The 21,299-nt window shown below is 58.6% G+C and carries 19 protein-coding genes; 16 read left to right on the top strand and 3 right to left on the bottom strand.

Going from position 1 to position 21,299, the window contains the following annotated elements:
- Nucleotides 1-9: 9 nt before the first annotated feature.
- The 8 genes from ACHZCU_RS21960 (at nucleotide 10) to manD (ending at nucleotide 8,107) form a co-directional block, all read left to right on the top strand.
- Nucleotides 10-1,254: an ABC transporter substrate-binding protein gene (locus ACHZCU_RS21960; RefSeq protein WP_319520438.1), complete on the top strand. Its 1,245-nt coding sequence runs from the start codon at nucleotides 10-12 to the stop codon at nucleotides 1,252-1,254.
- Nucleotides 1,255-1,335: 81 nt separating this feature from the next.
- Nucleotides 1,336-2,211 (top strand): sugar ABC transporter permease, encoded by an 876-nt coding sequence (locus ACHZCU_RS21965; RefSeq protein WP_319520439.1) that lies wholly within the window; start codon nucleotides 1,336-1,338, stop codon nucleotides 2,209-2,211.
- A gap of 62 nt (nucleotides 2,212-2,273) precedes the next feature.
- Nucleotides 2,274-3,113, top strand: coding sequence for a carbohydrate ABC transporter permease (locus tag ACHZCU_RS21970; RefSeq protein ID WP_394706178.1), 840 nt, complete (start codon nucleotides 2,274-2,276; stop codon nucleotides 3,111-3,113).
- A 5-nt stretch (nucleotides 3,114-3,118) separates the two neighbouring features.
- Nucleotides 3,119-4,246: an ABC transporter ATP-binding protein gene (locus ACHZCU_RS21975; protein WP_319520441.1), complete on the top strand. Its 1,128-nt coding sequence runs from the start codon at nucleotides 3,119-3,121 to the stop codon at nucleotides 4,244-4,246.
- A gap of 140 nt (nucleotides 4,247-4,386) precedes the next feature.
- Nucleotides 4,387-4,851: a VOC family protein gene (locus ACHZCU_RS21980; RefSeq protein WP_319520442.1), complete on the top strand. Its 465-nt coding sequence runs from the start codon at nucleotides 4,387-4,389 to the stop codon at nucleotides 4,849-4,851.
- A gap of 16 nt (nucleotides 4,852-4,867) precedes the next feature.
- Entirely contained in the window at nucleotides 4,868-5,638 is a 771-nt protein-coding gene (locus ACHZCU_RS21985; RefSeq protein WP_319520443.1) for a sugar phosphate isomerase/epimerase, read from the top strand.
- 211 nt (nucleotides 5,639-5,849) lie between these two features.
- On the top strand, nucleotides 5,850-6,851 hold the full coding sequence (locus ACHZCU_RS21990) for an aldo/keto reductase (protein ID WP_319520444.1): 1,002 nt from the start codon (nucleotides 5,850-5,852) through the stop codon (nucleotides 6,849-6,851).
- A gap of 50 nt (nucleotides 6,852-6,901) precedes the next feature.
- Nucleotides 6,902-8,107: a D-mannonate dehydratase ManD gene (manD, locus tag ACHZCU_RS21995; protein WP_319520445.1), complete on the top strand. Its 1,206-nt coding sequence runs from the start codon at nucleotides 6,902-6,904 to the stop codon at nucleotides 8,105-8,107.
- 79 nt (nucleotides 8,108-8,186) lie between these two features.
- Here manD and ACHZCU_RS22000 read toward each other — a convergent pair whose 3' ends face one another.
- The 3 genes from ACHZCU_RS22000 to ACHZCU_RS22010 form a co-directional block, all read right to left on the bottom strand.
- Nucleotides 8,187-8,837, bottom strand: coding sequence for an MFS transporter (locus tag ACHZCU_RS22000; protein WP_394706161.1), 651 nt, complete (start codon nucleotides 8,835-8,837; stop codon nucleotides 8,187-8,189).
- The gene (locus ACHZCU_RS22005; protein WP_319520447.1) at nucleotides 8,743-9,468 is read right to left on the bottom strand and encodes an MFS transporter; all 726 of its coding nucleotides are present in this window, start codon (nucleotides 9,466-9,468) and stop codon (nucleotides 8,743-8,745) included. The genes ACHZCU_RS22000 and ACHZCU_RS22005 overlap by 95 nt, the downstream gene beginning before the upstream one ends.
- Before the next feature lie 80 nt (nucleotides 9,469-9,548).
- Nucleotides 9,549-11,768 carry a glycoside hydrolase family 3 C-terminal domain-containing protein gene (locus tag ACHZCU_RS22010; protein WP_319520448.1) on the bottom strand — a complete coding sequence of 740 codons (2,220 nt, stop codon included), beginning with the start codon at nucleotides 11,766-11,768 and terminating at the stop codon, nucleotides 9,549-9,551.
- A gap of 138 nt (nucleotides 11,769-11,906) precedes the next feature.
- Here ACHZCU_RS22010 and ACHZCU_RS22015 point away from each other — a divergent pair, with 138 nt between their 5' ends.
- The 8 genes from ACHZCU_RS22015 to gtfA all read left to right on the top strand — a co-directional run bounded on the left by ACHZCU_RS22015 (nucleotide 11,907) and on the right by gtfA (nucleotide 21,284).
- Complete coding sequence (locus ACHZCU_RS22015; protein WP_394706162.1) at nucleotides 11,907-12,524, top strand: TetR family transcriptional regulator; 618 nt, start codon at nucleotides 11,907-11,909, stop codon at nucleotides 12,522-12,524.
- Between the two features lie 228 nt (nucleotides 12,525-12,752).
- On the top strand, nucleotides 12,753-13,799 hold the full coding sequence (locus ACHZCU_RS22020) for a substrate-binding domain-containing protein (protein WP_319520450.1): 1,047 nt from the start codon (nucleotides 12,753-12,755) through the stop codon (nucleotides 13,797-13,799).
- 129 nt (nucleotides 13,800-13,928) lie between these two features.
- Entirely contained in the window at nucleotides 13,929-15,206 is a 1,278-nt protein-coding gene (locus tag ACHZCU_RS22025; RefSeq protein WP_319520451.1) for an ABC transporter substrate-binding protein, read from the top strand.
- A 39-nt stretch (nucleotides 15,207-15,245) separates the two neighbouring features.
- Nucleotides 15,246-16,223, top strand: coding sequence for a carbohydrate ABC transporter permease (locus ACHZCU_RS22030; RefSeq protein ID WP_394706164.1), 978 nt, complete (start codon nucleotides 15,246-15,248; stop codon nucleotides 16,221-16,223).
- Entirely contained in the window at nucleotides 16,220-17,053 is an 834-nt protein-coding gene (locus ACHZCU_RS22035) for a carbohydrate ABC transporter permease (protein WP_319520452.1), read from the top strand. Before ACHZCU_RS22030 ends, ACHZCU_RS22035 begins: the two co-directional genes overlap by 4 nt.
- Nucleotides 17,054-17,064: 11 nt before the next feature.
- Nucleotides 17,065-18,075 (top strand): sn-glycerol-3-phosphate ABC transporter ATP-binding protein UgpC, encoded by a 1,011-nt coding sequence (locus tag ACHZCU_RS22040; protein ID WP_319520453.1) that lies wholly within the window; start codon nucleotides 17,065-17,067, stop codon nucleotides 18,073-18,075.
- Nucleotides 18,076-18,107: 32 nt separating this feature from the next.
- Nucleotides 18,108-19,775, top strand: coding sequence for an alpha-glucosidase (locus tag ACHZCU_RS22045; RefSeq protein WP_319520454.1), 1,668 nt, complete (start codon nucleotides 18,108-18,110; stop codon nucleotides 19,773-19,775).
- Between the two features lie 36 nt (nucleotides 19,776-19,811).
- Nucleotides 19,812-21,284 (top strand): sucrose phosphorylase, encoded by a 1,473-nt coding sequence (gene gtfA, locus ACHZCU_RS22050; RefSeq protein WP_319520455.1) that lies wholly within the window; start codon nucleotides 19,812-19,814, stop codon nucleotides 21,282-21,284.
- Nucleotides 21,285-21,299 lie beyond the last annotated feature (15 nt).

Here is a 21,299-nt window from a genome sequence, read left to right on the forward strand (position 1 = left end):
AGGAAAGAAATGCACATTTCGAAGTACCTGACAGCTGTATCCGTCTTGGCGTTGAGCTGCGTCGTGCCGGCTGTGGCCGCGGCGCAGGATCAGGACATGACCGCCGATGTGGTTCATGTGTTTACGACCGAGGCCGAGCAGGCGGCGGTCAATGTGCTGCGTGAATCTTTTGAGGCGCAGGGTGGCACTTGGGAGAATGTTGCCATCGCCGGGTCGACAGGCCCCTTGCGGGAGACCATCAACCTGATCCTGGCCGGCGATCCGCCCAGCGCGTCGCAGTTCTCGAGTTCGCAGGACTATTACGATCTTGTCGACCAGAACATGCTTGCCAGTATCAACGAGGTTGCCGAGGCCAATAACTGGCGTTCGGTCATGCCCGAGCCGATCCTCGATGCAATGTCGCGGGACGGCAATATTTATCTGGCGCCGTTCGCGCTGCATACGCCGAACTGGCTCTGGTACAACGCCGCCGTTCTCGAAGATGTCGGTATCGAGCCGCCGCAGCATCTGGATGAGAGCTTCTTCGAGGCGATGGATCAGGTTCGCGACGCCGGTTACATCCCCTTCGCGCTTTCCGGTGTCAGCTCGCAGCTGCGCTTCGTCTTTGAAGGTTTTCTGATCGATGCCGGCGGCGCCGACAACTGGAACGCCGTCTGGCGTGACAAGGATGAAGATGCGATCCGCTCCGAAGCCACGCGGACCGCCTTCGAGCGTTTCCGCAGGGTTGGCGATTATGCCGATGAAGGCGCGGTCGGCCGGGCCTGGAACCAGACGCTGGACCTTGTGGTTTCCGAACGCGCGGCCTTCGATATTCTCGGCGACTGGGCAATGGGATCGTTCAATGCCGCGGGAATGACGGTCGGTGAGGATTTCGGATGTATCCTCACAGGCGATACGATGATCATCCACGCCGACTTTTTCGGCTTTCCCAAACAAGGCCGCGACGACACGCTGACGCCTGCCCAGCGCACCTTCGCGGAAAGTCTGGTTCTGCCGGAAACCCAGATCAGGTTTTCGCTTGCGAAAGGCTCCATTCCGCCGCGCAACGACGTCGACATTTCTCAGTTCAACATGTGCGCGCAGATTTCCTACGATGCCTTCAGCCATGACAGGGTTGTCGGCAATGCCCGTGCTGCGATCAGCCCGACGGGTGTCGGCGAATACACCGACCTGCTGAACGAGTTCATGTACAACCCGAATATGTCTGTCGATGACGCCGTCGACCGTTTCGAAGAAATTGTGATGAACAACTGACGTTCAAGCCGGGCGGATCGCCTATAGCAGGCCGCCCGCCCGGCCAATCTCAATATCTGGATGGCTGCCGGGAGGGTAGACATGTTTCGTAATCTTGCACCCAAGATCACGATGGCGCCGGTTATCGCCACCGTGCTGACGGTGTTCATCGGGGGGCTGCTATGGACAATTGCAATCTCCTTTACAGCTTCCCGCTCAATTCCGACATGGGATTTTGTCGGGTTTGCGAGCTGGCAACGCCTGTTCGAGAGCAACAGATGGGGCGTCTCCTTTCGCAACATGCTTGTCTTCGGGGCAGGCTATATCGGCGGAAGCCTGATCTTCGGCTATCTTCTGGCGATTTTCATCGACCAGAAGGTGCGTGCCGAAAATTTCTTCCGCACCGTCTATCTGTTCCCCCACGCGCTTTCCTTCATCGTGACGGGCGCTGTCTGGCAATGGCTGCTCAACCCGCAGTTCGGCCTGGAGAAATTCGTTCAGGATCTGGGCTTTTCAGGATTTGAGTTCAGCATCCTCAACAACAGGTCGCTGGCGATCTACGCCCTTGTCATCGCGGCGATCTGGCAGGGCGCGGGCATCGTGATGGCGCTGCTGCTCGCAGGTTTGCGCGGCATTGATGAGGATATCTGGAAGGCGACGCGGGTCGAGGGCATTCCGGCGTCGAGAGCCTATGTGAGCATCATTTTGCCGATGCTTGGGCCTTCGGTTGCCACCTGCGTGGTTCTTCTGGGTGCCATGTCGGTCAAGAACTACGACCTGGTGATTGCCATGACCGGCGGCGGTCCGGGGATTGCCACCGATGTTCCGGCAAAATTCGTCATGGAAAACCTTCTGGAACGCGGAAACATCTCTCTGGCTGCCGCCGGCGCCACCACGATGCTGATGACCGTCATCGCGATCGCCGCCCCCATTCTTTACTGGCAATCGTGGCGTCGCCGCCGCGAAAGGGAGATCTGATCATGGCTTCGGTAATCGTTTCTGACGCGCCTGCCTCAAAATCATCGTTCAGCCAAGCCTCTATGGCGCGGATCGGCATTTACGCATTCCTGGTTATTTCGGCCCTGTTTTTCCTGCTGCCGATCTACATCATGATCGTCACCTCCATCAAACCCATGGTCGAAATCCGCGGCGGCAACGCTCTTGCCTGGCCGGTCGACTGGAGCTTCGCGCCCTGGGTCAAGGCGTGGACACAGGCCTGTACGGGTATTGACTGCAACGGTATCAGCTCCGGTTTCTGGAACTCGGTCAAGATCACGATCCCGGCGGTCATCCTGTCCGTTCTGGTCGGCTCGGTCACCGGCTACACGATGTCCTTCTGGAACTTCAGGAGCATGAACCTCGTCTTCGGCGTTCTGGTCGTCGCGATTTTCATACCCTACCAGGTTCTTGTTTTCCCGCTGATCCGGCTGTCGGCCGCGTTCAATATCTACGGAACCCTGCACGGCATCGTGCTGATACACGTCATCTTCGGCCTGCCGATCACCACGCTGATGTTCCGTAACTATTATGCAAGCCTGCCGAGGGAGCTCATCAAGGCGGCCCTGATCGACGGCGCCGGATATTTCAGGATTTTCGTCCAGATCATATTGCCGCTTTCGCCGCCGATCATCGTCGTGGCCATCATCTGGCAAACGACAACGGTGTGGAACGACTACCTCTTCGGCATGGTTTTCGCCGGCCGGGACAATCTGCCGATGACGGTTCAGCTGAACAACATCATCAACACGCAGATGGGCGTGCGTGAATACAACATGGAGATGGCGGCAACCATTCTCGCAGCACTTGTGCCCCTCGCCATCTACCTGCTTTCGGGCAAGTGGTTCGTTCGCGGCATTACCAGCGGCGCAGTCAAGGGATGACAATGATGAACAAGCACACTTTCACAAATGCCGAGACCGAACGGTCGGCAAGCGTTGACATCAAGGACCTGACCGTGGCTTTCGGATCCCTGGCGGTTCTGGACAAGATGAATGTCGACATCAAGAAGGGCGAATTTCTCGTTCTGCTTGGTCCGTCGGGATGCGGAAAATCGACCCTGCTGAACACGATTGCCGGTCTGCAGGAGGCCAGAAGCGGCCAGATCCGCATTGGTGGCCGCGATGTCATCAATCTGGCGCCGAAAGACCGGGGGATCGCAATGGTCTTTCAGTCCTACGCGCTCTATCCGACGATGACCGTTGAAAAGAACCTTTCCTTCGGCCTGCGTGTGGCAAAAACCCCGAAAGCGGAGATTGAGCGCCGGGTAAAACGGGCGGCTGAAATTCTGGAACTCACGCCATTCCTGAAGCGTCGGCCCGGCGCCCTGTCCGGTGGTCAGCGGCAGCGTGTTGCCATCGGGCGGGCCCTTGTGCGCGAGGTCGACATCTTTCTTTTCGATGAGCCGCTCTCAAACCTCGATGCCCAGCTGCGCGCGGAGCTTCGGGTCGAGATAAAACGCCTTCACCAGCGTCTCGGCAATACGATGATCTATGTGACCCATGACCAGATCGAAGCGTTGACCCTGGCGGACCGGATCGCCGTCATGAAGGACGGCGTCATCCAGCAGCTTGACGAGCCTGAAAAGGTTTATGCGGAACCTGCAAACCTTTTCGTCGCCGGCTTTATCGGTTCGCCTTCGATGAATTTCATCGAAGGAACGGTCGCGACTGTCGGTTCGGCGCCGGTTCTCAAATCCAAAGAGCTGGAAATCCCGCTGGCGGCAAGTCCATCCGTGGATGCGGTGCGTGAAGGCCAGAAGGTTACGCTCGGTATCCGGCCGGATAGCGTGCTGGTCGCCGAAAATGCGGCAACGGCCGATTATCGCTGGGATGCGGAAGTCGAACTGCGTGAACCGCTTGGGGGCGAAGCGCTGGTCTGGTGCGGTCTGGGCGAAAAGAATTTCTGCATCAAGGTCAATGCCGGTCTCCGGGTGAAAACCGGCGATACGCTGAAAAGTGGCTTCAACCTCGCTGAGGCATCGCTGTTCGACACCGAAAGCGGCCAGCGGCTCTAGAGCATTTCAGGCGCAAGCAGGAGCGTCTGAAATGTCCCCCGTCTCTTTGTCCGCCGCGCGGCCGGGCGGAAAGCCTGTGTCTGCTTTCTCCGGTCATGCTCCGGCACTGCATATTTTACAACCAGAATGAGGATAAGAAAATGATCTACGGACTGACTGGTCTTGGTCACGTCGCGATCCGCGTCAAAGATATCGACGTTTCCCTGGACTTTTACGAAAACAAGCTGGGCTTTGAGGAAATGCTGCGTCTCTACCGCGACAATGGCGACCTCTGGCTGGTCTATCTCCGCGTCAATGACGAGCAGTATATCGAGGTCTTTCCCTATGCCGTCGGCGACGAAGCGCAACCGCGTGAGGCGATCGGCCTCAACCATGTCTGCATCACCGTCGATGATGTCGATGATGTCGTAAGGCAGCTCGATGCCGCGGGTATTCCACTCATCCAGCCGCTCGTCAGCGGCGACGACGGAAACCGTCAGGCCTGGATTGCCGACCCGGACGGCAACCGGTTCGAACTGATGCAGATGAACCGGGAATGCGAGCAGTACAAGGCTATTCAGCGTCTGCGCAGGCAGCGCGGACGTGCGGCAAATCAAGCGAATTAATTCCGGAGAAACTGAAATGACAAACTCCAATCCGATCTCGGTCCAGCTTCATTCCCTGCGCGATCTGGGTGATCTCGATACGATGCTGGATGCGGCGGCGGACGCCGGTTACAAGGCGGTCGAACTGCTGGAAGACCACCTGCAGGATGCAGACGCCACAAAGGCAAAGCTGGAAGCGCGCGGGCTTGTGGCGTCATCGGCCCATGTCGGCATGGCCGCACTGCGCGAAAAGCGCCCCTATGTTCTGGCTGGCGCAAAGCTTCTGGGGCTGCATCATGTGTTCCTGTCGGCCTTTGCGCCGGAGGAACGCGGCGGCGGCGCTGCCGAATGGGACGCCCGTGGCCGCGAGCTCGCCGATCTTGCCCGCTGGCTGCGCAGCCAGGGCGTGCGGCTTGGCTATCATAACCACAACTGGGAATTCGAGAAACTGGAAGACGGCTCGCTGCCGATTGAACGGATTTTCGACAATTCCGGCGATTCGCTGTTTCTGGAGCTGGATCTGGCGTGGATCATTCGCACTGGGGCTGACCCCAGCATGTGGATGAACAAATACAGCGACCGGCTGTTGGCGGTCCACGTCAAGGACATCGCGCCTGCCGGTGAAAACGAGGATCAGGGCGGCTGGGCCGATGTCGGCGCCGGTACGGTTGACTGGCCGCGTTATCGCCGGGAAGCGCTGGAAGCGGGTGCCCAGTGGCTGATCGTCGAGCATGACAAGCCGAAGACGCCGGCATTGTCGGTTGCCAACAGCCTGAAATATCTCAACGGGCTGGTAAGCGCCGCTTGAAGCGGTTCAGGGCTGGCGGATGACGGGTTTTATACCGTTACGGCCCTTTCTGCGGCAAGGCCGCAATGCTTTCGGGCGCGGTTCCTCCGCCCGCGTCCGAAAGCTGCCGGATTGTTCCGGCCGTCACCCGGCAAAGGCCGACCGGGGGACGGCGTTTTCCGGCAATCAAGCATCCATTCCGGCCTGACCATCTTCAGAAAGGGAGGTCTGCATGGCTGAAGCACACGCAAAAACCGGCGATAAAATACATGACTGGTCCGTTGAAAGGATCTCGATCGGTCCGAAGGGGCGCGCCTGCCTGCCGATGGGGTTCGGCGGGTCATGGTATATTCCCTACTCCGCCGCAAATGACAGGGTGCAGCCGCTGACTGAAGCGCTTGACGCCGCTTATGAAGCCGGTATCCGGCATTTCGATACGGCCGGTGGATATGGTGACGGACGTTCGGAGGAAATCCTTGGCGCATTTCTGGCGTCGCGCCGCGACCAGGTCTTTCTTGCCTCGAAAGCCGATCCGTCCGAGACGAGTGCCACAGCGATGGGGGCGGCGGTAGACGACAGCCTCCGGCGGCTGGGTACCGATTTCATCGACCTTTACTATATTCACTGGCCAAGGTCGGACAAGGATCTGCGTCCTTTGATGCAAGCGCTGGAAACCGCCCGGCAGCAGGGAAAGATCGGCGCAATCGGGGTCAGCAATTTTTCCGTGGAACAGATGCGACAGGTTCAGGAAGCAGGCCGGATCGATGTGCATCAGCTCGGCTATAATCTGCTGTGGCGCAAGGCCGAAGCAGACCTCATTCCTTACTGTGCCAACAATGATATCGACGTCGTGACCTACAGCACCCTGGCGCACGGCATCCTTACCGGAAAATTCGGTGCGACGCCCGATCTGGCGCCGGGGGACCAGCGCAACCGTATCCTGCCTTTCCGGCCCGACCTGTGGCCGGCGGTATATGCAGGCGTGGAGAAGATGAAGGCACTGGCGGCTGAAGTGGGCCGCCCGCTGATGCATCTGGCCATCCGCTGGACGCTGCAGCGACCGGGTATTGCTGCCGTCGTTGCCGGCGCGCGCAACCGTCATCAGGCGGAACAGAATGTCGAAGCGCTGACCGGGGAGATTCCCGTCGACATTTTCAAGCGTATGACGGCGATCAGTGACGAGATCGCGGCGCAGATGCCGGATCAGAACAACCTGTTCAATCGCAAGGTCTGACATTGCGACGGGCATTACGCTCCGGACATGCCGGAGAGAAAGGTTGAACCGTGAAAATAACCGATGTGAAAATCTTCGTCTGCAGCCCGGGCCGCAACTTCGTGACCGTAAAAATCCATACCGACGAGGGGCTGACGGGCATTGGTGATGCGACGCTGAACGGGCGTGAAAAAGCCGTTGTGGCTTATCTTGAGGACCACCTGGTTCCGATCCTGATCGGCCGCGATCCGGCGCGGATCGAGGATATCTGGCAATATCTCTACCGTGGCGCATACTGGCGCCGGGGGCCGGTCACCATGGCGGCGATTGCGGGCATCGACATGGCGCTCTGGGATATCAAGGCCAAGGCTGCGGGGATGCCGCTTTATGACCTTCTGGGCGGCGCCAGCCGCGACCGTCTCATGTGCTACAGCCATGCGCAGGGAAGCGATATCGGCGAGGCTGTCGATGCCGCCGGGGCACTGATCGAAAAGGGCTACCGCGCGGTTCGCATCCAGGCCGGTATTCCGGGGTTGCCACCGGTCTATGGCGCCGACGGTACGACGACCAACACGGCTTCTGAAAACAACCTGCCGCGCGAAGAGCTCTGGTCGACGTCGAAATATCTCCGTCACACGCCCGGGCTGTTCGAAGCCGCCCGCAATGCCCTTGGCTGGGATGTCGAACTCCTTCACGACGTTCATCACCGGCTCACGCCGATCGAAGCGGCCCGGCTTGGAAAGGATCTCGAGCCCTTCCGCCTGTTCTGGATGGAAGATGCCGTCGCCGCCGAATATCAGGAGGGGTTCCGTCAGATCCGTGCACACACGACAACGCCGCTTGCCGTCGGCGAGGTGTTCAACACGATCTGGGATGCGCGGCTGCTGATCACGGAACAGCTGATCGACTATATCCGTATGACATCGGTTCATGCCGGCGGCATTACGCCGCTTCGCCGGGTTGTGGATCTGGCAGGCGTATACAATGTCCGCACCGGTTTTCACGGCGCGATGGATATGTCGCCAGTCTGCCTTGCCTGCAATATTCACCTCGGCTACTGGGCGCCGAATTTCGGCATTCAGGAATATTCCGGCTATCCGGACGAGGCGCTGGAGGTTTTTTCCGGCACATGGACCATGCGCGAGGGGCACCTCTATCCCGGCCAGGGGCCGGGTCACGGGGTTGAATTCAACGAAGAACTGGCGGCTCGCTACCCCTATGAACGGTCTTACCTCCCGGTGAACCGTCTGGAAGACGGAACGCTCTGGCACTGGTGATCCCGCTGCCTGAATGGTGCATATGCTCAAAAAAACAGGGCCGCGCGGTGGCGGCCCTGTTTTGCTGTTGATGGCCGAATTACCGAACGCTGCGGATCAGCGCGATCATCATGACGCCGAGGAGTGCGACGATGGCGACGGCGGGGAAGATCATGTGATACCCCGCAGCCGAGATCGCCATTGCGGCAATGGCCGGTCCCAGAACCTGGCCGCCGGTATTGGCGAGGTTAAGAACGCCCAGATCCTTGGCTGCCGTTTCGGCATTGGGCAGAACCTCGACATTCAGGGCCTGATCGACGGAGTTGAAAATGCCGCTGCCCAGTCCGGCGATCAGCGCGTAGACCAGCATCGTCCTTGGCTCTGTCGACAGAAATGGAACCGGAGCGCCGATGGCGACCAGAAGCCCGACAAACATGACCGGTGCCTTCCTGCGTCCGATCCGGTCGGAAATTGGACCGGCGACCAGCGCCATAGCCAGAGCGGTAACCATGAGGATGACAGAGATCAGAACGAGTTGATCGCCGACGCTGTCTTCGGAGACTTTCTGGTAATCGGTCAGGATATAAAGCTGATACCCCTGAATGGCGAAGGTCGCGGTGACGATGGCCAGCTTGCCGAAAAGCGCGAGGTAATAGTCACGTGCATCCCGGCGGGGAACACTGAAATTGTCCAGGATCATGTCGCGGCTGAAGGAGCGCTTCGGCATTGCCTTGCTGGAGCTCTCTTTCATGATCAGGGCCGCAATCGGCCCGGACAGAAGGATGAGTATGGCCATGCAGATGAACCCGGTCATCAGGTCGCCCAGAAAACGGGGCGTTGATGAACTGACCGCCAAAGATGCCCATGGTAAAGCCGAAGGCATAGATCGATGAGATCGTGCCGCGATGGGCCGGTGCAATTCTGTCTGAAATCACGGCGAGCAACGGTGCGACGATGGCATTCAGAAACACCTGAAAAACGCACCATTCGATGAGCAGAAGCGTCACGCTTTCCGTTCTTCCCATAATCAGAAGCATTGCCGCGGACCCGGCCGAGCCAATGATGAGCCACGGTGTTCTGCGGCCGAAACGAGAACGTGTCACGTCGGAAAATGCACCGATCAGGATATTGGCAATCGTGGCGACGATCATGGCCGAGACGGACAGCATGGCCACGATGTTGGCCTTGTTGGCGGGATCGATGATGGCAACGCGGGCGGGCAGAAGCACCGTGGCCGTGCCGATATAGGGACCGAGCCAGAGCAGCACGCCGGCACAAAGGGCAATGCCAAGACGATAAGGGGTTTTCGGCTGCTGTTCATTGGAGACAGTCGCCGACCAGTTCAAGACAGAATCATTCTGTGCAGATGACAGATTGGTCATGGGGATAAACTCCGATTGGATCAACCAGACGACGCCGGACCGGGAGAGAGATGGTCCGGCGCCGCACTGTTCGACGGCGCTCAGGGGCCTTCGACATTGATATTGGCTGAGAGGGAATCGGGATCGCCCCAGTAAGAGGCCGCTTCGATACGGACCTGTCCGGATGGCAGGCGCATCGTTCGGGTTTCGGTATCCCAGTGGCCGAGAGGCTGCAGGGATGCGTCTATCGTTATCGGCTGCTGTTCGCCTGCCTTCAGGGCGACTGCGGCAAAGCCAAGCAGTTCGCGCTCGCCCTTGCGGTCGCCATCAAGACGCGTGCCGTAAAGTTGCACCACATGGTATCCGTCCATCGTTCCGGAATTGGCCACGGTGAGCCGGGCGCGAATCTGGTCTGTTCCGTGCAATTCGGCCGTCAGCGCTTCGAGCGCATAGGCAGAATAGGAAAGACCGAAACCAAGCGGAAAATCGGCGCTGACGCCATTTTTCTGCATCAGCCTCTGACCGTACCAGCGGTCATAGGTTATGGATGCGGCATCGCGGTCGAAGAAGGGGGTGTCGTTGATGGCCGCAGGGATCGGATAGGGCAGGCGGCCGGAGGGGTTCGCCTTCCCAAAGATGATATCGGCCAGCGCATTGCCGCCTTCCATGCCGGCATACCAGCCGATCAGGATGGCGGGAACCTGGTCTTTCCAGTCATTGATGATGACTGCTCCGGCAGTCTGGATGACGACGATCGTGCGCCGGTTGGCCGCAGCCACCGCCCTGATCAGGGCGACATCTTCGGCGGGAAGCGCAAGTGACTGCCGGTCTCCGCCGACATTGTCACCGCCGACAACGCTCATGCCGCCGCCCATGGCCTGCAGCGCTTCCTGGCGCATTTTCCGTTCACCGTCGGATTTCGGTTCGGGATAAAGCGCCAGAAGGTCCTCGCGACTGGCCACGGACCCGTCGACAAACTCCCCTTCATCGGCTGAGGTGTATCCGACAATGACAATGGCGGCATCGCATTTACCGGCAATGGCCGCGGCCTTTTCCGCATTGCCGTCTGTCTCGGCGCGGACGGTGACATTCGTGCCTTCCAGCGCCTTCTTGATGCCTGCAAGGGGTGTGACGACATAGGGTGCACGAACGTCCGAAGAGCCGTGGTCGCCGGTATTGGCGGTGTCACTAAGCCGACCGACAACCGCGAGCGAGGACAGGCTTGCCGGCGTGAGCGGCAGAACAAGTGCATTGTCCGCCGTTTCGTTGCGCAGCAGCACCATGGAGCGGGCCGAGGCTTCACGCGCCAATGCCGCATGGTCGGCTGAAGCGACCACGGCGGCATCCGGTTCATTCTCGTTCCGCGTGGCATAAAAGCGCAGCTCGGTTGCGAGAATGCGCAGACCGGCGCGTTCCACCTGTTCCCAGGTGCACTTGCCGGATTCAAGATCGGCGGAGAGCCGCTCGCCGCGCTGCTGACGCAACGGAGCTTCAACGTCCAGACTGGCGGCGAGGGCGAGGCCACCGTCGCGCATGCCCCAGATGAAATCGGTGATCACGAAACCCGAAAAATTCCAGGTGTCGCGCAATGTCGCCGTCAGAAGGTCGGCATTCTGTCCCGACCATGTGCCGTTGACGGAATTGTAGGAGCTCATGACGGCAAAGGCGCCTTCGTCGATAACACGTCTGAAATGCGGCAGGAATGTTTCGTGCAGATCGGCCTGATCGATTGAGACATCCACCGTGAAACGGGCATTTTCCATGCTGTTGAGGGCAAAATGCTTGACGCAGGCCATGGCATTGGTCTGGATGCCGCGCGCCAGTGCTGCTCCCATTTCGCCGAGGATCACGGGCTGGTCCGAATAGGTTTCCTGCGCCCGGCCCCAGGCGGGATGGCGCGGCAGGTTGATGCAGACGCCGCCGAAGAAGTTTGCGCCCAGCGCACGGATTTCTTCGCCGATCGCCGTGCCGACCCGCTCTTCAAGCGCGACGTCCCAGGTTGCGCCGCGGGCCATCGAGACCGGGAAACAGGTCGAATTGCCCAGCACCGATCCGCGTGGCCCGTCGGCAAAACGGACCCCCGGAACGCCAAGTCTTTCGACTGCGCCCATGACATAGGGATAAAGGTTGTAACCTTCCTTCGCCATGCTGAGCATGCCTTCCCAGAAAGGCTGGTCGCCGTCGAGCAGTCCCAGGCGCTCGTCCGGCGTCATGGCATCGTACAGTGCGCGGGCCTCTCGTGCCGGATCGCCACCGTCACGCACGATGCGGACGGCGCGGCTGAAGGTTTCGGCCTGAAAGGTGGTGTCTTGATTGTTCATGTTTTCCTCCCAGAAAAATCGCAACACTCACTACTTAATACATACTAGGTATTTAGTAAAGCCGTGTTGTCAGGTTTCCTTCCGCCAGCCCGATGTGCTAAGAGACTGCTTCTGATTATCGTAAAGAAGGCAGCCTCCTTGTCCCCCAGTGCCGTTACCCCGCCCCGACATTCACGTGAACGGATGCCCGCCGGGCAGCGGCGCGAGCAGATTCTTCAGGCTGCCACCGGTTTGATCGCCGAAAGGGGGTTTTGGGGGGTGACGCTGAGAGATGTGGCGATCTCCTGCGGCATTACCGAGGCCGGTGTCCTGCACCACTTTTCCAACAAGGCGCGTCTGCTTATTGCCGTTCTGGAATATCGGGACGAGGCGGATTTCAGAGCGCTTGCTGAATTGCTGAGTATTCGGCGCAATGATGTCGATATTGACCCGCTTCCGGTTTCATTGCGCCGGCTCTGCACGGCGCTGATCCAACGCAATGTGACGCAGCCGGAAATTGTGAGGCTTTACAGCGTGCTCAATGCAGAGGCGCTGGAGCCAACACATCCTGCCTACTCCTATTTCCGCGACCGGGAAGAGCTTGCGCTTTCTCTTTTCAGGCGCGCGATGCCGGAGGTCGCGAATGCTGCGCATTTGTCGCGGCAGATCCTGGCGGCGATGGATGGCCTGCAGCTGCGCTGGCTCAGGAATCCTGATGGCGTTGATCTCCTCGAAGAATGGGATGATTTTTTTGCGCGGCTCTGTCCTGACGCATAAGCAGGGTCGGGGAAGGGCATATCTTGTATGGAAACGACCACGGGACGCAGAGCGCGACCGTGGATTTGTTGGCGAACAGTGGACAAGCAAGCAGCACTGACGCTAATTTTGTCCTGTGATTTCTGCGGACAATAGACCGATCCGGATCATTGTTTTTTCCGAAAGGTTACGGATTTTCGGACAGTGATCGGAGATGCGGAATCCGCCACAAGGAAAGTTTATTCAGCCATGACGACATTGCGTGATCTCAGCCACTATCTCGGCCTTTCCGTTACGCAGGTCAGTCGCGCGCTCAACGGACACAGCGACGTCAATGCCGATACGCGTCTGCGTGTTGAAGAAGCCGCTAAAGAGTTGAACTATATCCCAAATCTTTCAGCAAGGCGGCTCGTCTCTGGCCGTTCCGGCGTCGTCGGATTTATCGAAAGAAGCTATGACGGCATCACACGGGATATCAGCCTGTTTGAAACGGTTACCGGCCTTTCGGCCGCCTTTTCCGAACGCGGTATCCAGTTTGTGCTTCATCTGACGCCATCGCAAACAGCGCCCGACAGCCCCGACATCATACCGGTGTTTGATCGTTTGGCGCGGGGCGGCTCGCTTGATGGTTTTGTTATTACCAGTCCGCAGCAGAAGGATATCCGCATTCGGCACCTTCAGAAAGCGGGCATCCCCTATGTTGTGCATGGTCGCAGCTCCATGCAGCCGGACTACCCGTTTGTCGATATCGACAATTATGCCATCGGACGCAGGTTGACCTCATACCTGATCGTAAGGGGACATAAACGGATTGCCCTTATTTCCGGTGTCAGGCCCTTATTCTTTGTGGAACACCGGTATCAGGGTGTTTGCGATGTGTTGAAGGAAAACGGCCTCAGCCTGCCGCGCAAGTGGCTTCATAACGGCCAGATGACCGAAGCGCTGGGGATGACGTCAACCGTCAGGATGTTTTCTGCCGGGGGCGAGAGGCCAACCGCGATAATCTGCTCTAACCTTTTGATAGCACAGGGTGTTTATTCCGCACTCGCTGCGCTCGGCCTGCGTGTTCCCGAAGACGTCTCCGTTGTTGCTCATGACGATGTCGTGCCGCCTGTCTTTCCGGATAATTTTGCGCCGTCGTTGACGGTGACACGTTCGCCGATTTCCGAAAGCTGGGCGCCATTGGCCGATTTCCTGATTGCGGCAATCGAGGGAAGACCGGTTGCCGAATCCCAGAAACTGATCCCATACAGCTTCGTCGAAAACAGCTCTGTCGCGGACGTTACCAACGCCTAGATCCTCCGGGGCACGATCCTTTGAAAACGGGAATTGACAGGTTTGCGATCAAGGGCATATGGTTTATCCGAAACGTTTCGGATAAATAGTTTCGCAAAATCGTTCACCGGCTGCGGGAGGATCACAGCAATGACGAGACATCATTTCAGTTTCATGGGAATAGCCGCGCTGATGGCGACGGCTTCGTTTGCGGCCGGCCCCGCCACTGCCGCCGAGATCAGTTTTGCGGCTCATCTGTCGAGCTATGCCGAGGCCGACTTCAACAAGGTCGTTGAAGCTTATACGGCAGAGACCGGCAATACCGTCAAATTGGTTCCGATGCCCAATTCCGCCTCCGATCAGTTCGGGCAGTACAGATTGTGGCTTGCCGCGGGCAACAAGGACGTCGATCTCTATCAGATCGACGTGTCCTGGGCACCGCAAATGGCCGACCAGCTGGTCGATATGAGAGAGGCCGGCAAGCATCTCGTCGCCACGATGTTCCCGACAATCGTCGATACCCAGATCGTTGACGGAAGGCTGGTTGGCCTGCCCATGTGGACGGATGCGCCGGCTCTCTATTATCGCTCGGACCTTCTTGAAAAATACGGCGTTGAAGTTCCGAAAACCTGGGATGAACTGAGTGCGGCGGCGAAAACCATTCAGGATGGCGAGCGCGCCGAAGGCAATCCGGACTTCTGGGGGTTCGTCTGGCAGGGCAACGCTTATGAAGGGCTGACCTGCAACGCGCTGGAATGGGTCAAATCCTATGGCGGCGGCGAAATTGTCGAAACCGACGGCACGATCGATATCTTCAACGACAATGCCGTGGCCGCGCTGAATGAAGCCGCCTCCTGGGTGGGTACGATTTCACCGCCCGGTGTGCTGACCTATGAAGAAGAGGAATCGCGCGGCGTCTGGCAGGTCGGCAATGCCGCCTTCATGCGCAACTGGACCTATGCCTACACGCTGGCCGATGCCGAGGGCAGCCCGATCAAGGGCAAATTTGCAACGGCGCCTTTGCCTTCAGGCGGGCCGGACGACAAACCGGCGGCCTCACTCGGCGGCTGGAACATCGCGGTTTCGAAATATTCCGAGCATCAGGAGGCTGCGATTGAATTCGCCCTGTTCATGGCAGGTTGGGAAGCCCAGAAGGATCGCGCCATGCACCAGGCCAACCTGCCCACGATCATCGATCTTTATGATGACCCCGACGTGGCGGAAGCTGCCGCTATCGTTCCGAAATGGAAGGATGTGGTGCTGAATGCGGTCGCTCGTCCTTCTGCGCCGACCAAGACCAAATACAACGAAGTCTCCTCGAAGTTCTATTCCGCGGTTCACGAGACCCTTGCCGGCAATGGTTCCGCAGCGGAAAACCTCGAAGTCCTTCAGATCGAGCTGGAAGACGTCAAGGGCTCGGCCTGGTAAACGCCGCCTTTCCGGCATTTCACATTCAGGACCGGTATTATGACCCTTCAATCATCCTCTCGGGGATCGGCTGCGCTCGGAAACGAGCGCAGTCTGGCCCAGCGCCGCCAGAGAGCAGCCTTCTGGTTTCTGGCGCCGATGCTGATCATGCTGTTTTGCGTTGCCGCATGGCCGCTTCTGCGCAGCATCTATTTCTCCTTCACCGATACGACGCTCAGCAATCTCTATGGCGGCCACTGGATCGGGTTCGACAATTATCTGTCGATGCGCAAGCTGTCATCGGGGCGTATTCTCTGGCGCGGCGCGCTGGTTGATCCGAACTGGTGGAATGCCGTCTGGAATACGGTGCAGTTCGCCGTGGTCTCGGTTCTGCTGGAAACGATAATCGGCCTTGCCATCGCACTCATCTTGAACATGGAATTTCGTGGCCGGGGCCTTGTGCGCGCCGCGATCCTCGTTCCCTGGGCCATTCCGACCATCGTTTCCGCCCGCATGTGGGGCTGGATGCTCAACGACCAGTACGGCATCATCAACGACATCTTCCTTCACCTTGGCCTGATCTCGGAGAAGATCGCCTGGACGGCCAACCTGCATACGGCCATGGCCGCCGTGATTGCCGTCGATGTCTGGAAAACGACCCCGTTCATGGCGCTTCTGTGCCTGGCCGGGCTGCAGATGATCCCGCGCGATATCTACGAAGCCGCCAAGGTCGACGGCGTCAACCCGATCCGGGTTTTCTGGCGCGTCACACTGCCGCTGGTCCGTCCGGCGCTGATGGTGGCGGTGATCTTCCGCATGCTCGATGCCCTGCGCATGTTCGACCTCGTCTACGTTCTGACCCCCAATTCGGATGCGACGCGGACCATGTCGATCATCAGTCGGGAGAACATGATCGACTTCAACAAGTTCGCTTACGGTTCCGCGCAGTCGACCCTTCTGTTCGCAATTATCGCCATTTTCGTTGCCGCCTACATCTGGCTCGGACGGGTTAATCTTGGCGGGGAGGATGCACGATGAGCCCGACATATTTGATCAAGAAAGCGGGGTTTTATCTCGCGGTCACGGCAATCGTGGTTTTTGCGGTTTTCCCGTTCTACTATGCGCTTCAGTCCAGCTTCCTGTCGGGTACGGAGCTTTTCCGGGTGCACTATTATCCCGATGCGCTGGACTTCAAGAACTACGTAACCATCCTGACGCAACGGACGTTTCTGCGCAATCTGGCGAATTCCGTCTTCATCGCCACATGCACGGTTGTGATGTGCCTGTTTCTGGCAGTTACTGCGTCCTATGCTCTGTCGCGCGTCTCGTTTCGCGGCCGGTCCGTGCTTCTGGTCACCATTCTGGCCGTTTCGATGTTTCCGCAGATCGCGGTTCTGTCGGGGCTTTTCGAGCTCATCCGTTTCGTCGGCATTTTCAACACGCCGTGGGCGCTGATCGTCAGCTACACGATTTTCACACTACCATTCACCGTCTGGATCCTGACGACCTTCATGCGGGAGTTGCCTGTCGAAATCGAAGAGGCTGCAATCGTGGACGGCGCCACGCCGTGGGTGATCATCACGCGGGTTTTCCTGCCGCTTTTGTGGCCGGCGCTGGTCACGACGGGTCTTCTGGCCTTCATCGGCGCGTGGAATGAATTCCTGTTCGCACTGACATTCACCGCCTCGGAAACCCAGCGCACTGTTCCTGTTGCCATCGCGCTTCTTTCGGGCGGTTCGGAATTCGAAACGCCGTGGGGAACGATCATGGCTGCATCGGTGGTCGTAACCGTGCCGCTGATCGTTCTGGTGCTGATCTTCCAGCGCAAAATCGTCGCGGGTCTCACCGCAGGCGGGGTAAAAGGATAGGGAGGCCGATCATGGCTGACATCAAACTCAAGAATGTACGCAAGTCCTACGGCAAGCTGGAAGTCATCAAAGGCGTCGATCTGGATATCCATAGCGGTGAATTCATGGTCTTCGTCGGGCCGTCGGGCTGCGGAAAGTCGACGCTTCTGCGGCTGATTTCCGGGCTCGGCGATATCACCTCCGGCGACCTTTATTTCGACGATGAGCGGGTCAACAACAAGGTGCCGTCCGAACGGGGCATCGCGATGGTCTTCCAGTCCTATGCGCTCTACCCCCATATGAAGGTCTACGACAACATGGCCTTCGGCATGAAACTGTTGAAGGCCAGCAAGGAGGATATCCGCAACCGCGTCGTCAAGGCAGCGGAAATGCTGCAGATCGACCACCTGCTGGACCGTCTGCCGCGGCAGCTTTCCGGCGGTCAGCGGCAGCGCGTGGCCATCGGCCGGGCGCTGGTGCGCGATCCGCGCGTCTTTCTGTTCGACGAGCCGCTGTCCAATCTCGACGCGGCGCTGCGGGTGGCCATGCGGCTGGAAATCTCAAAGCTTCACCAGACCATGCCGGACGTCACCAAGATCTATGTCACGCATGACCAGGTCGAGGCGATGACGCTGGCCGACCGCATTTGCGTTCTGCGCGACGGCATGATCGAGCAGGTGGGGACGCCCGAAGAACTTTACGAGCACCCCAATTCCATCTTCGTCGCGGGCTTTATCGGTTCGCCGAAGATGAATTTCCTGACAGATCGGTTCAGTGCGGCTTTCGATTGCCACACGCTTGGCGTCCGTGCGGAACATATCGATATCGTCGACAGCGATCCGTTATGGTCCGGCAAGGTGGTTCACACCGAAAACCTCGGTTCCGATGCCTATATCTATCTCGATATCGGGGCCGAAGAACCGCTGAATGTCCGGCTGAAGGAGCCCCGTCCGATCGCCCTGAACGCAGAGATCGGCGTTCGTCCGCAGGACGGACACCTCTACCGCTTTGAGGACCGGGGACATCCCCTGCCTGAACGCTAACCAAACCAATATTGAAATCCGGAGACGGCGCAATGAACGCGATCACTTCCGTTCGGGAAAATACCTATGCCTGGTGGCAGACGGCGACGGGCTATCAGATCTACCCGCTGAGCTTTTGCGACAGCAACGGCGACGGTTACGGTGACATCCCGGGTATCGTTTCCAGGCTAGACCACCTGGCCGATCTGGGGATCGGCTTTATCTGGCTGTCGCCGGTCTATCGCTCGCCGATGGTCGACAATGGCTACGATATTTCCGACTATCGCGATATCGCCCCGGTTTTCGGAACGTTGTCCGATTTCGACAATCTCGTTGCCGAGGCCCGCAAGCGCGGCATCGGCATTGTCATGGATCTCGTGGTCAATCACAGTTCCGATCAGCATCGCTGGTTCCAAAAAGCCTGTCTCGACATTCATGCGCCCGAACACGATTTCTACATCTGGCGGGACCCTAAGCCGGATGGCGGTCCGCCAAGCGATCTGAAGGCCGCATTTGGCGGACCGGCCTGGCATTTCGTGCCGGAAATCGGCCAATACTACCTTGGATATTTCAGTGCGGCTCAGCCCGATCTGAACTGGCAGAACCCGGCTTTGCGCGCCGAGATCTACGACATGATGAACTGGTGGTTCGACCGCGGCATTGCGGGCTTCCGTATGGATGTCATCGACCTTATCGGCAAGGATGTGGATGCCGGCATTTTTGAAAGCGGGCCTTATCTTCATGGCTTTCTGAAGGAAATGCATGAGAAGACGCTCGCAGGACGCGATGTGGTGACGGTCGGCGAAACATGGTCGGCGACGCGGGAAAACGCCCTTCTGTTTTGCGGCAGGGACCGGCAGGAACTTTCCATGGTGTTCCAGTTCAACCATGTGATTGCCGATCATGACACCGTTCACGGCAAGTGGAAGCCTCGGCCTTTCGACTTGGTGCAATTCAAGTCCATCTTCAGCGAATGGCAGGATATTCTCGCTGATGACGGGTGGAACGCACTGTTCCTTTCCAATCACGACCTGCCGCGACAGGTTTCCAAATACGGCGATGACGGGATTTTTCGTGTCCAGTCGGCAAAGATGCTGGCCACGGTGATGCATCTGATGAAAGGCACGCCCTTTATCTATCAGGGTGAGGAAATCGGCATGACCAATTGCCGTTTTACTGATGTCGACCAGTTCCGCGATGTCGAGACGCTGGGCCACTACAAGGCTGAAATCGCCGCCGGCGTGTCGCAGGAGGACTTTTTCAGGGGCGTCAGCGCAAATGGCCGTGAAAACGCCCGGACCCCGATGCAGTGGGATAATCTGCCCCAGGCCGGCTTCACATCCGGCAAGCCATGGATCGACGTCAATCCGAACTACCGTGAAATCAATGTCGCCGCTGACCGGAAAAATCCCGATGGAATATATTCCTATTACAGGAAGCTGATCGCCTTGCGGCATCGGTATCCGGTTGTCACAGACGGCCGGTATGTTCCTCTTGCACAAGACGACCGCTCGGTTTTTGCCTATCGGCGCGAAAACGATGCCCGGATGCTGACAGTGGTCGCCAACTTCACCGGCGAGACGGTTCGGTTTGCCCTGCCGCAGGACAGCCGGCCCGGCGGCGAAATTCTGCTGAACAATTATCCGGCGCCGCCTGCCCTCTACGGTGCAATCGCATTGCGGCCATATGAGGTTATTGTGTCTGTCTCGGACAAGGCCTGAAGTGGCCGCCACAGATGGCAACGAAAAGGGTGCAAAATGAAAAATCAGGTTCAGCTTATCACATATGTCGATCGCCTCTCCGGCGGCGGCTTCCAGGCGCTCAAGGCGCTGGTCGAACGCGATCTCAAGGGAATTGTCGGCGGTGTTCACGCCCTGCCTTTCTTCGATCCCATTGATGGCGCCGATGCCGGGTTCGATCCATCCGATCACACGACGGTTGACCCACGGCTCGGGACATGGAGCGATGTTCTGGACCTGTCGGCCTCGGTTGAGGTGATGGCGGATATGATCGTCAATCATGTTTCCGCGAATTCCCCTGCATTCCGGAATTTCCTCGAAAACGGCGATCGGTCGGAATATGCCGATATGTTCCTGACCTTCGACAAGGTCTTTCCGAACGGCGCCACGCAAGACGATCTCCTCAGGCTTTATCGTCCGCGCCCGGGTTTTTCCTTCACGCCGATTGCCTTTCCCGACGGGAAGAAAAAGCTGATCTGGACGACATTCACCCCGCAGCAGATCGATATCGACGTTCATTCGCCGCATGGCAGCGCCTATCTTGAGCGGATTCTGGACCGTTTTGCCGACGCCGGTATCACCGCGATCCGGCTGGATGCCGCCGGCTATGCCATCAAGAAGGCCGGAACCAGCTGCTTCATGATTCCTGAAACCTTCACATTTCTGGAAACGCTGGCGCACAAGGCCCGATCCCGCGGCATGGAAGTGCTGGTGGAGATACACAGCTACTATCTCGACCAGATCGATATCGCCCGCAAGGTCGACATGGTCTACGACTTTGCGCTGCCGCCGCTGGTCCTGCATGCGCTGTTTACCGGCGATTCGACGCCGCTTGCCGAATGGCTGAAGATCAGCCCGCGCAACGCCGTGACCGTGCTCGATACCCATGACGGCATCGGCGTCATCGATGTCGGGCGGCATGCCGACGGAAGGGCTGGCCTGCTCACCGGCCCGCAGATCGACAATCTGGTCGAAACCATGCACGCGCGCACCAATGGCGAAAGCCGGAAATCGACCGCAGCGGCAGCCAATAATCTCGACCTCTACCAGGTCAATACCACCTATTACGATGCGCTGGGCCAGCGGGACGAGGACTATCTGATCGCCCGCGCACTGCAGTTCTTCGCGCCGGGCGTGCCGCAGGTCTATTATGTCGGCCTGCTTGGCGGCACGAACGACATGGCGCTACTGGAAAAGACCCATAACGGCCGAGATATCAACCGCCATTACTACACGGCGTCAGAGGTCGAAACCGCGCTGGCAAAGCCGATGGTGCAGCGCCTGTTCGATCTGATCCGTCTGCGCAATACCCACCCCGCCTTTCAGGGCGGTTTCACCGTGACCCAGCCGTCGCCACAAACACTGATCCTGACATGGGAAAACGGTGCGGACCGGGCGGCGCTCTCGGTCAATTTCAAGACGGTTCATGCTGAAATTCGCTATTCGCAGGATGGCGGCGAGGATCTGATTGTCTTTGGCCAAACCCCATAAGGCAAAATCGGCCAC

Source organism: uncultured Martelella sp., assembly GCF_963677965.2.
Taxonomy (GTDB): domain Bacteria; phylum Pseudomonadota; class Alphaproteobacteria; order Rhizobiales; family Rhizobiaceae; genus Martelella; species Martelella mangrovi.

Excerpts from the sequence above, each read along its gene's own strand:
- ACHZCU_RS21960 (WP_319520438.1), top strand. The coding sequence starts at position 10 with ATGCACATTTCGAAGTACCTGACAGCTGTATCCGTCTTGGCGTTGAGC.
- ACHZCU_RS21965 (WP_319520439.1), top strand. The coding sequence starts at position 1,336 with ATGTTTCGTAATCTTGCACCCAAGATCACGATGGCGCCGGTTATCGCC.
- ACHZCU_RS21970 (WP_394706178.1), top strand. The coding sequence starts at position 2,274 with ATGGCGCGGATCGGCATTTACGCATTCCTGGTTATTTCGGCCCTGTTT.
- ACHZCU_RS21975 (WP_319520441.1), top strand. The coding sequence starts at position 3,119 with ATGAACAAGCACACTTTCACAAATGCCGAGACCGAACGGTCGGCAAGC.
- ACHZCU_RS21980 (WP_319520442.1), top strand. The coding sequence starts at position 4,387 with ATGATCTACGGACTGACTGGTCTTGGTCACGTCGCGATCCGCGTCAAA.
- ACHZCU_RS21985 (WP_319520443.1), top strand. The coding sequence starts at position 4,868 with ATGACAAACTCCAATCCGATCTCGGTCCAGCTTCATTCCCTGCGCGAT.
- ACHZCU_RS21990 (WP_319520444.1), top strand. The coding sequence starts at position 5,850 with ATGGCTGAAGCACACGCAAAAACCGGCGATAAAATACATGACTGGTCC.
- ACHZCU_RS22000 (WP_394706161.1), bottom strand. The coding sequence starts at position 8,837 with ATGAAAGAGAGCTCCAGCAAGGCAATGCCGAAGCGCTCCTTCAGCCGC.
- ACHZCU_RS22005 (WP_319520447.1), bottom strand. The coding sequence starts at position 9,468 with ATGACCAATCTGTCATCTGCACAGAATGATTCTGTCTTGAACTGGTCG.
- ACHZCU_RS22010 (WP_319520448.1), bottom strand. The coding sequence starts at position 11,768 with ATGAACAATCAAGACACCACCTTTCAGGCCGAAACCTTCAGCCGCGCC.
- ACHZCU_RS22020 (WP_319520450.1), top strand. The coding sequence starts at position 12,753 with ATGACGACATTGCGTGATCTCAGCCACTATCTCGGCCTTTCCGTTACG.
- ACHZCU_RS22025 (WP_319520451.1), top strand. The coding sequence starts at position 13,929 with ATGACGAGACATCATTTCAGTTTCATGGGAATAGCCGCGCTGATGGCG.
- ACHZCU_RS22030 (WP_394706164.1), top strand. The coding sequence starts at position 15,246 with ATGACCCTTCAATCATCCTCTCGGGGATCGGCTGCGCTCGGAAACGAG.
- ACHZCU_RS22035 (WP_319520452.1), top strand. The coding sequence starts at position 16,220 with ATGAGCCCGACATATTTGATCAAGAAAGCGGGGTTTTATCTCGCGGTC.
- ACHZCU_RS22040 (WP_319520453.1), top strand. The coding sequence starts at position 17,065 with ATGGCTGACATCAAACTCAAGAATGTACGCAAGTCCTACGGCAAGCTG.
- ACHZCU_RS22045 (WP_319520454.1), top strand. The coding sequence starts at position 18,108 with ATGAACGCGATCACTTCCGTTCGGGAAAATACCTATGCCTGGTGGCAG.
- gtfA (WP_319520455.1), top strand. The coding sequence starts at position 19,812 with ATGAAAAATCAGGTTCAGCTTATCACATATGTCGATCGCCTCTCCGGC.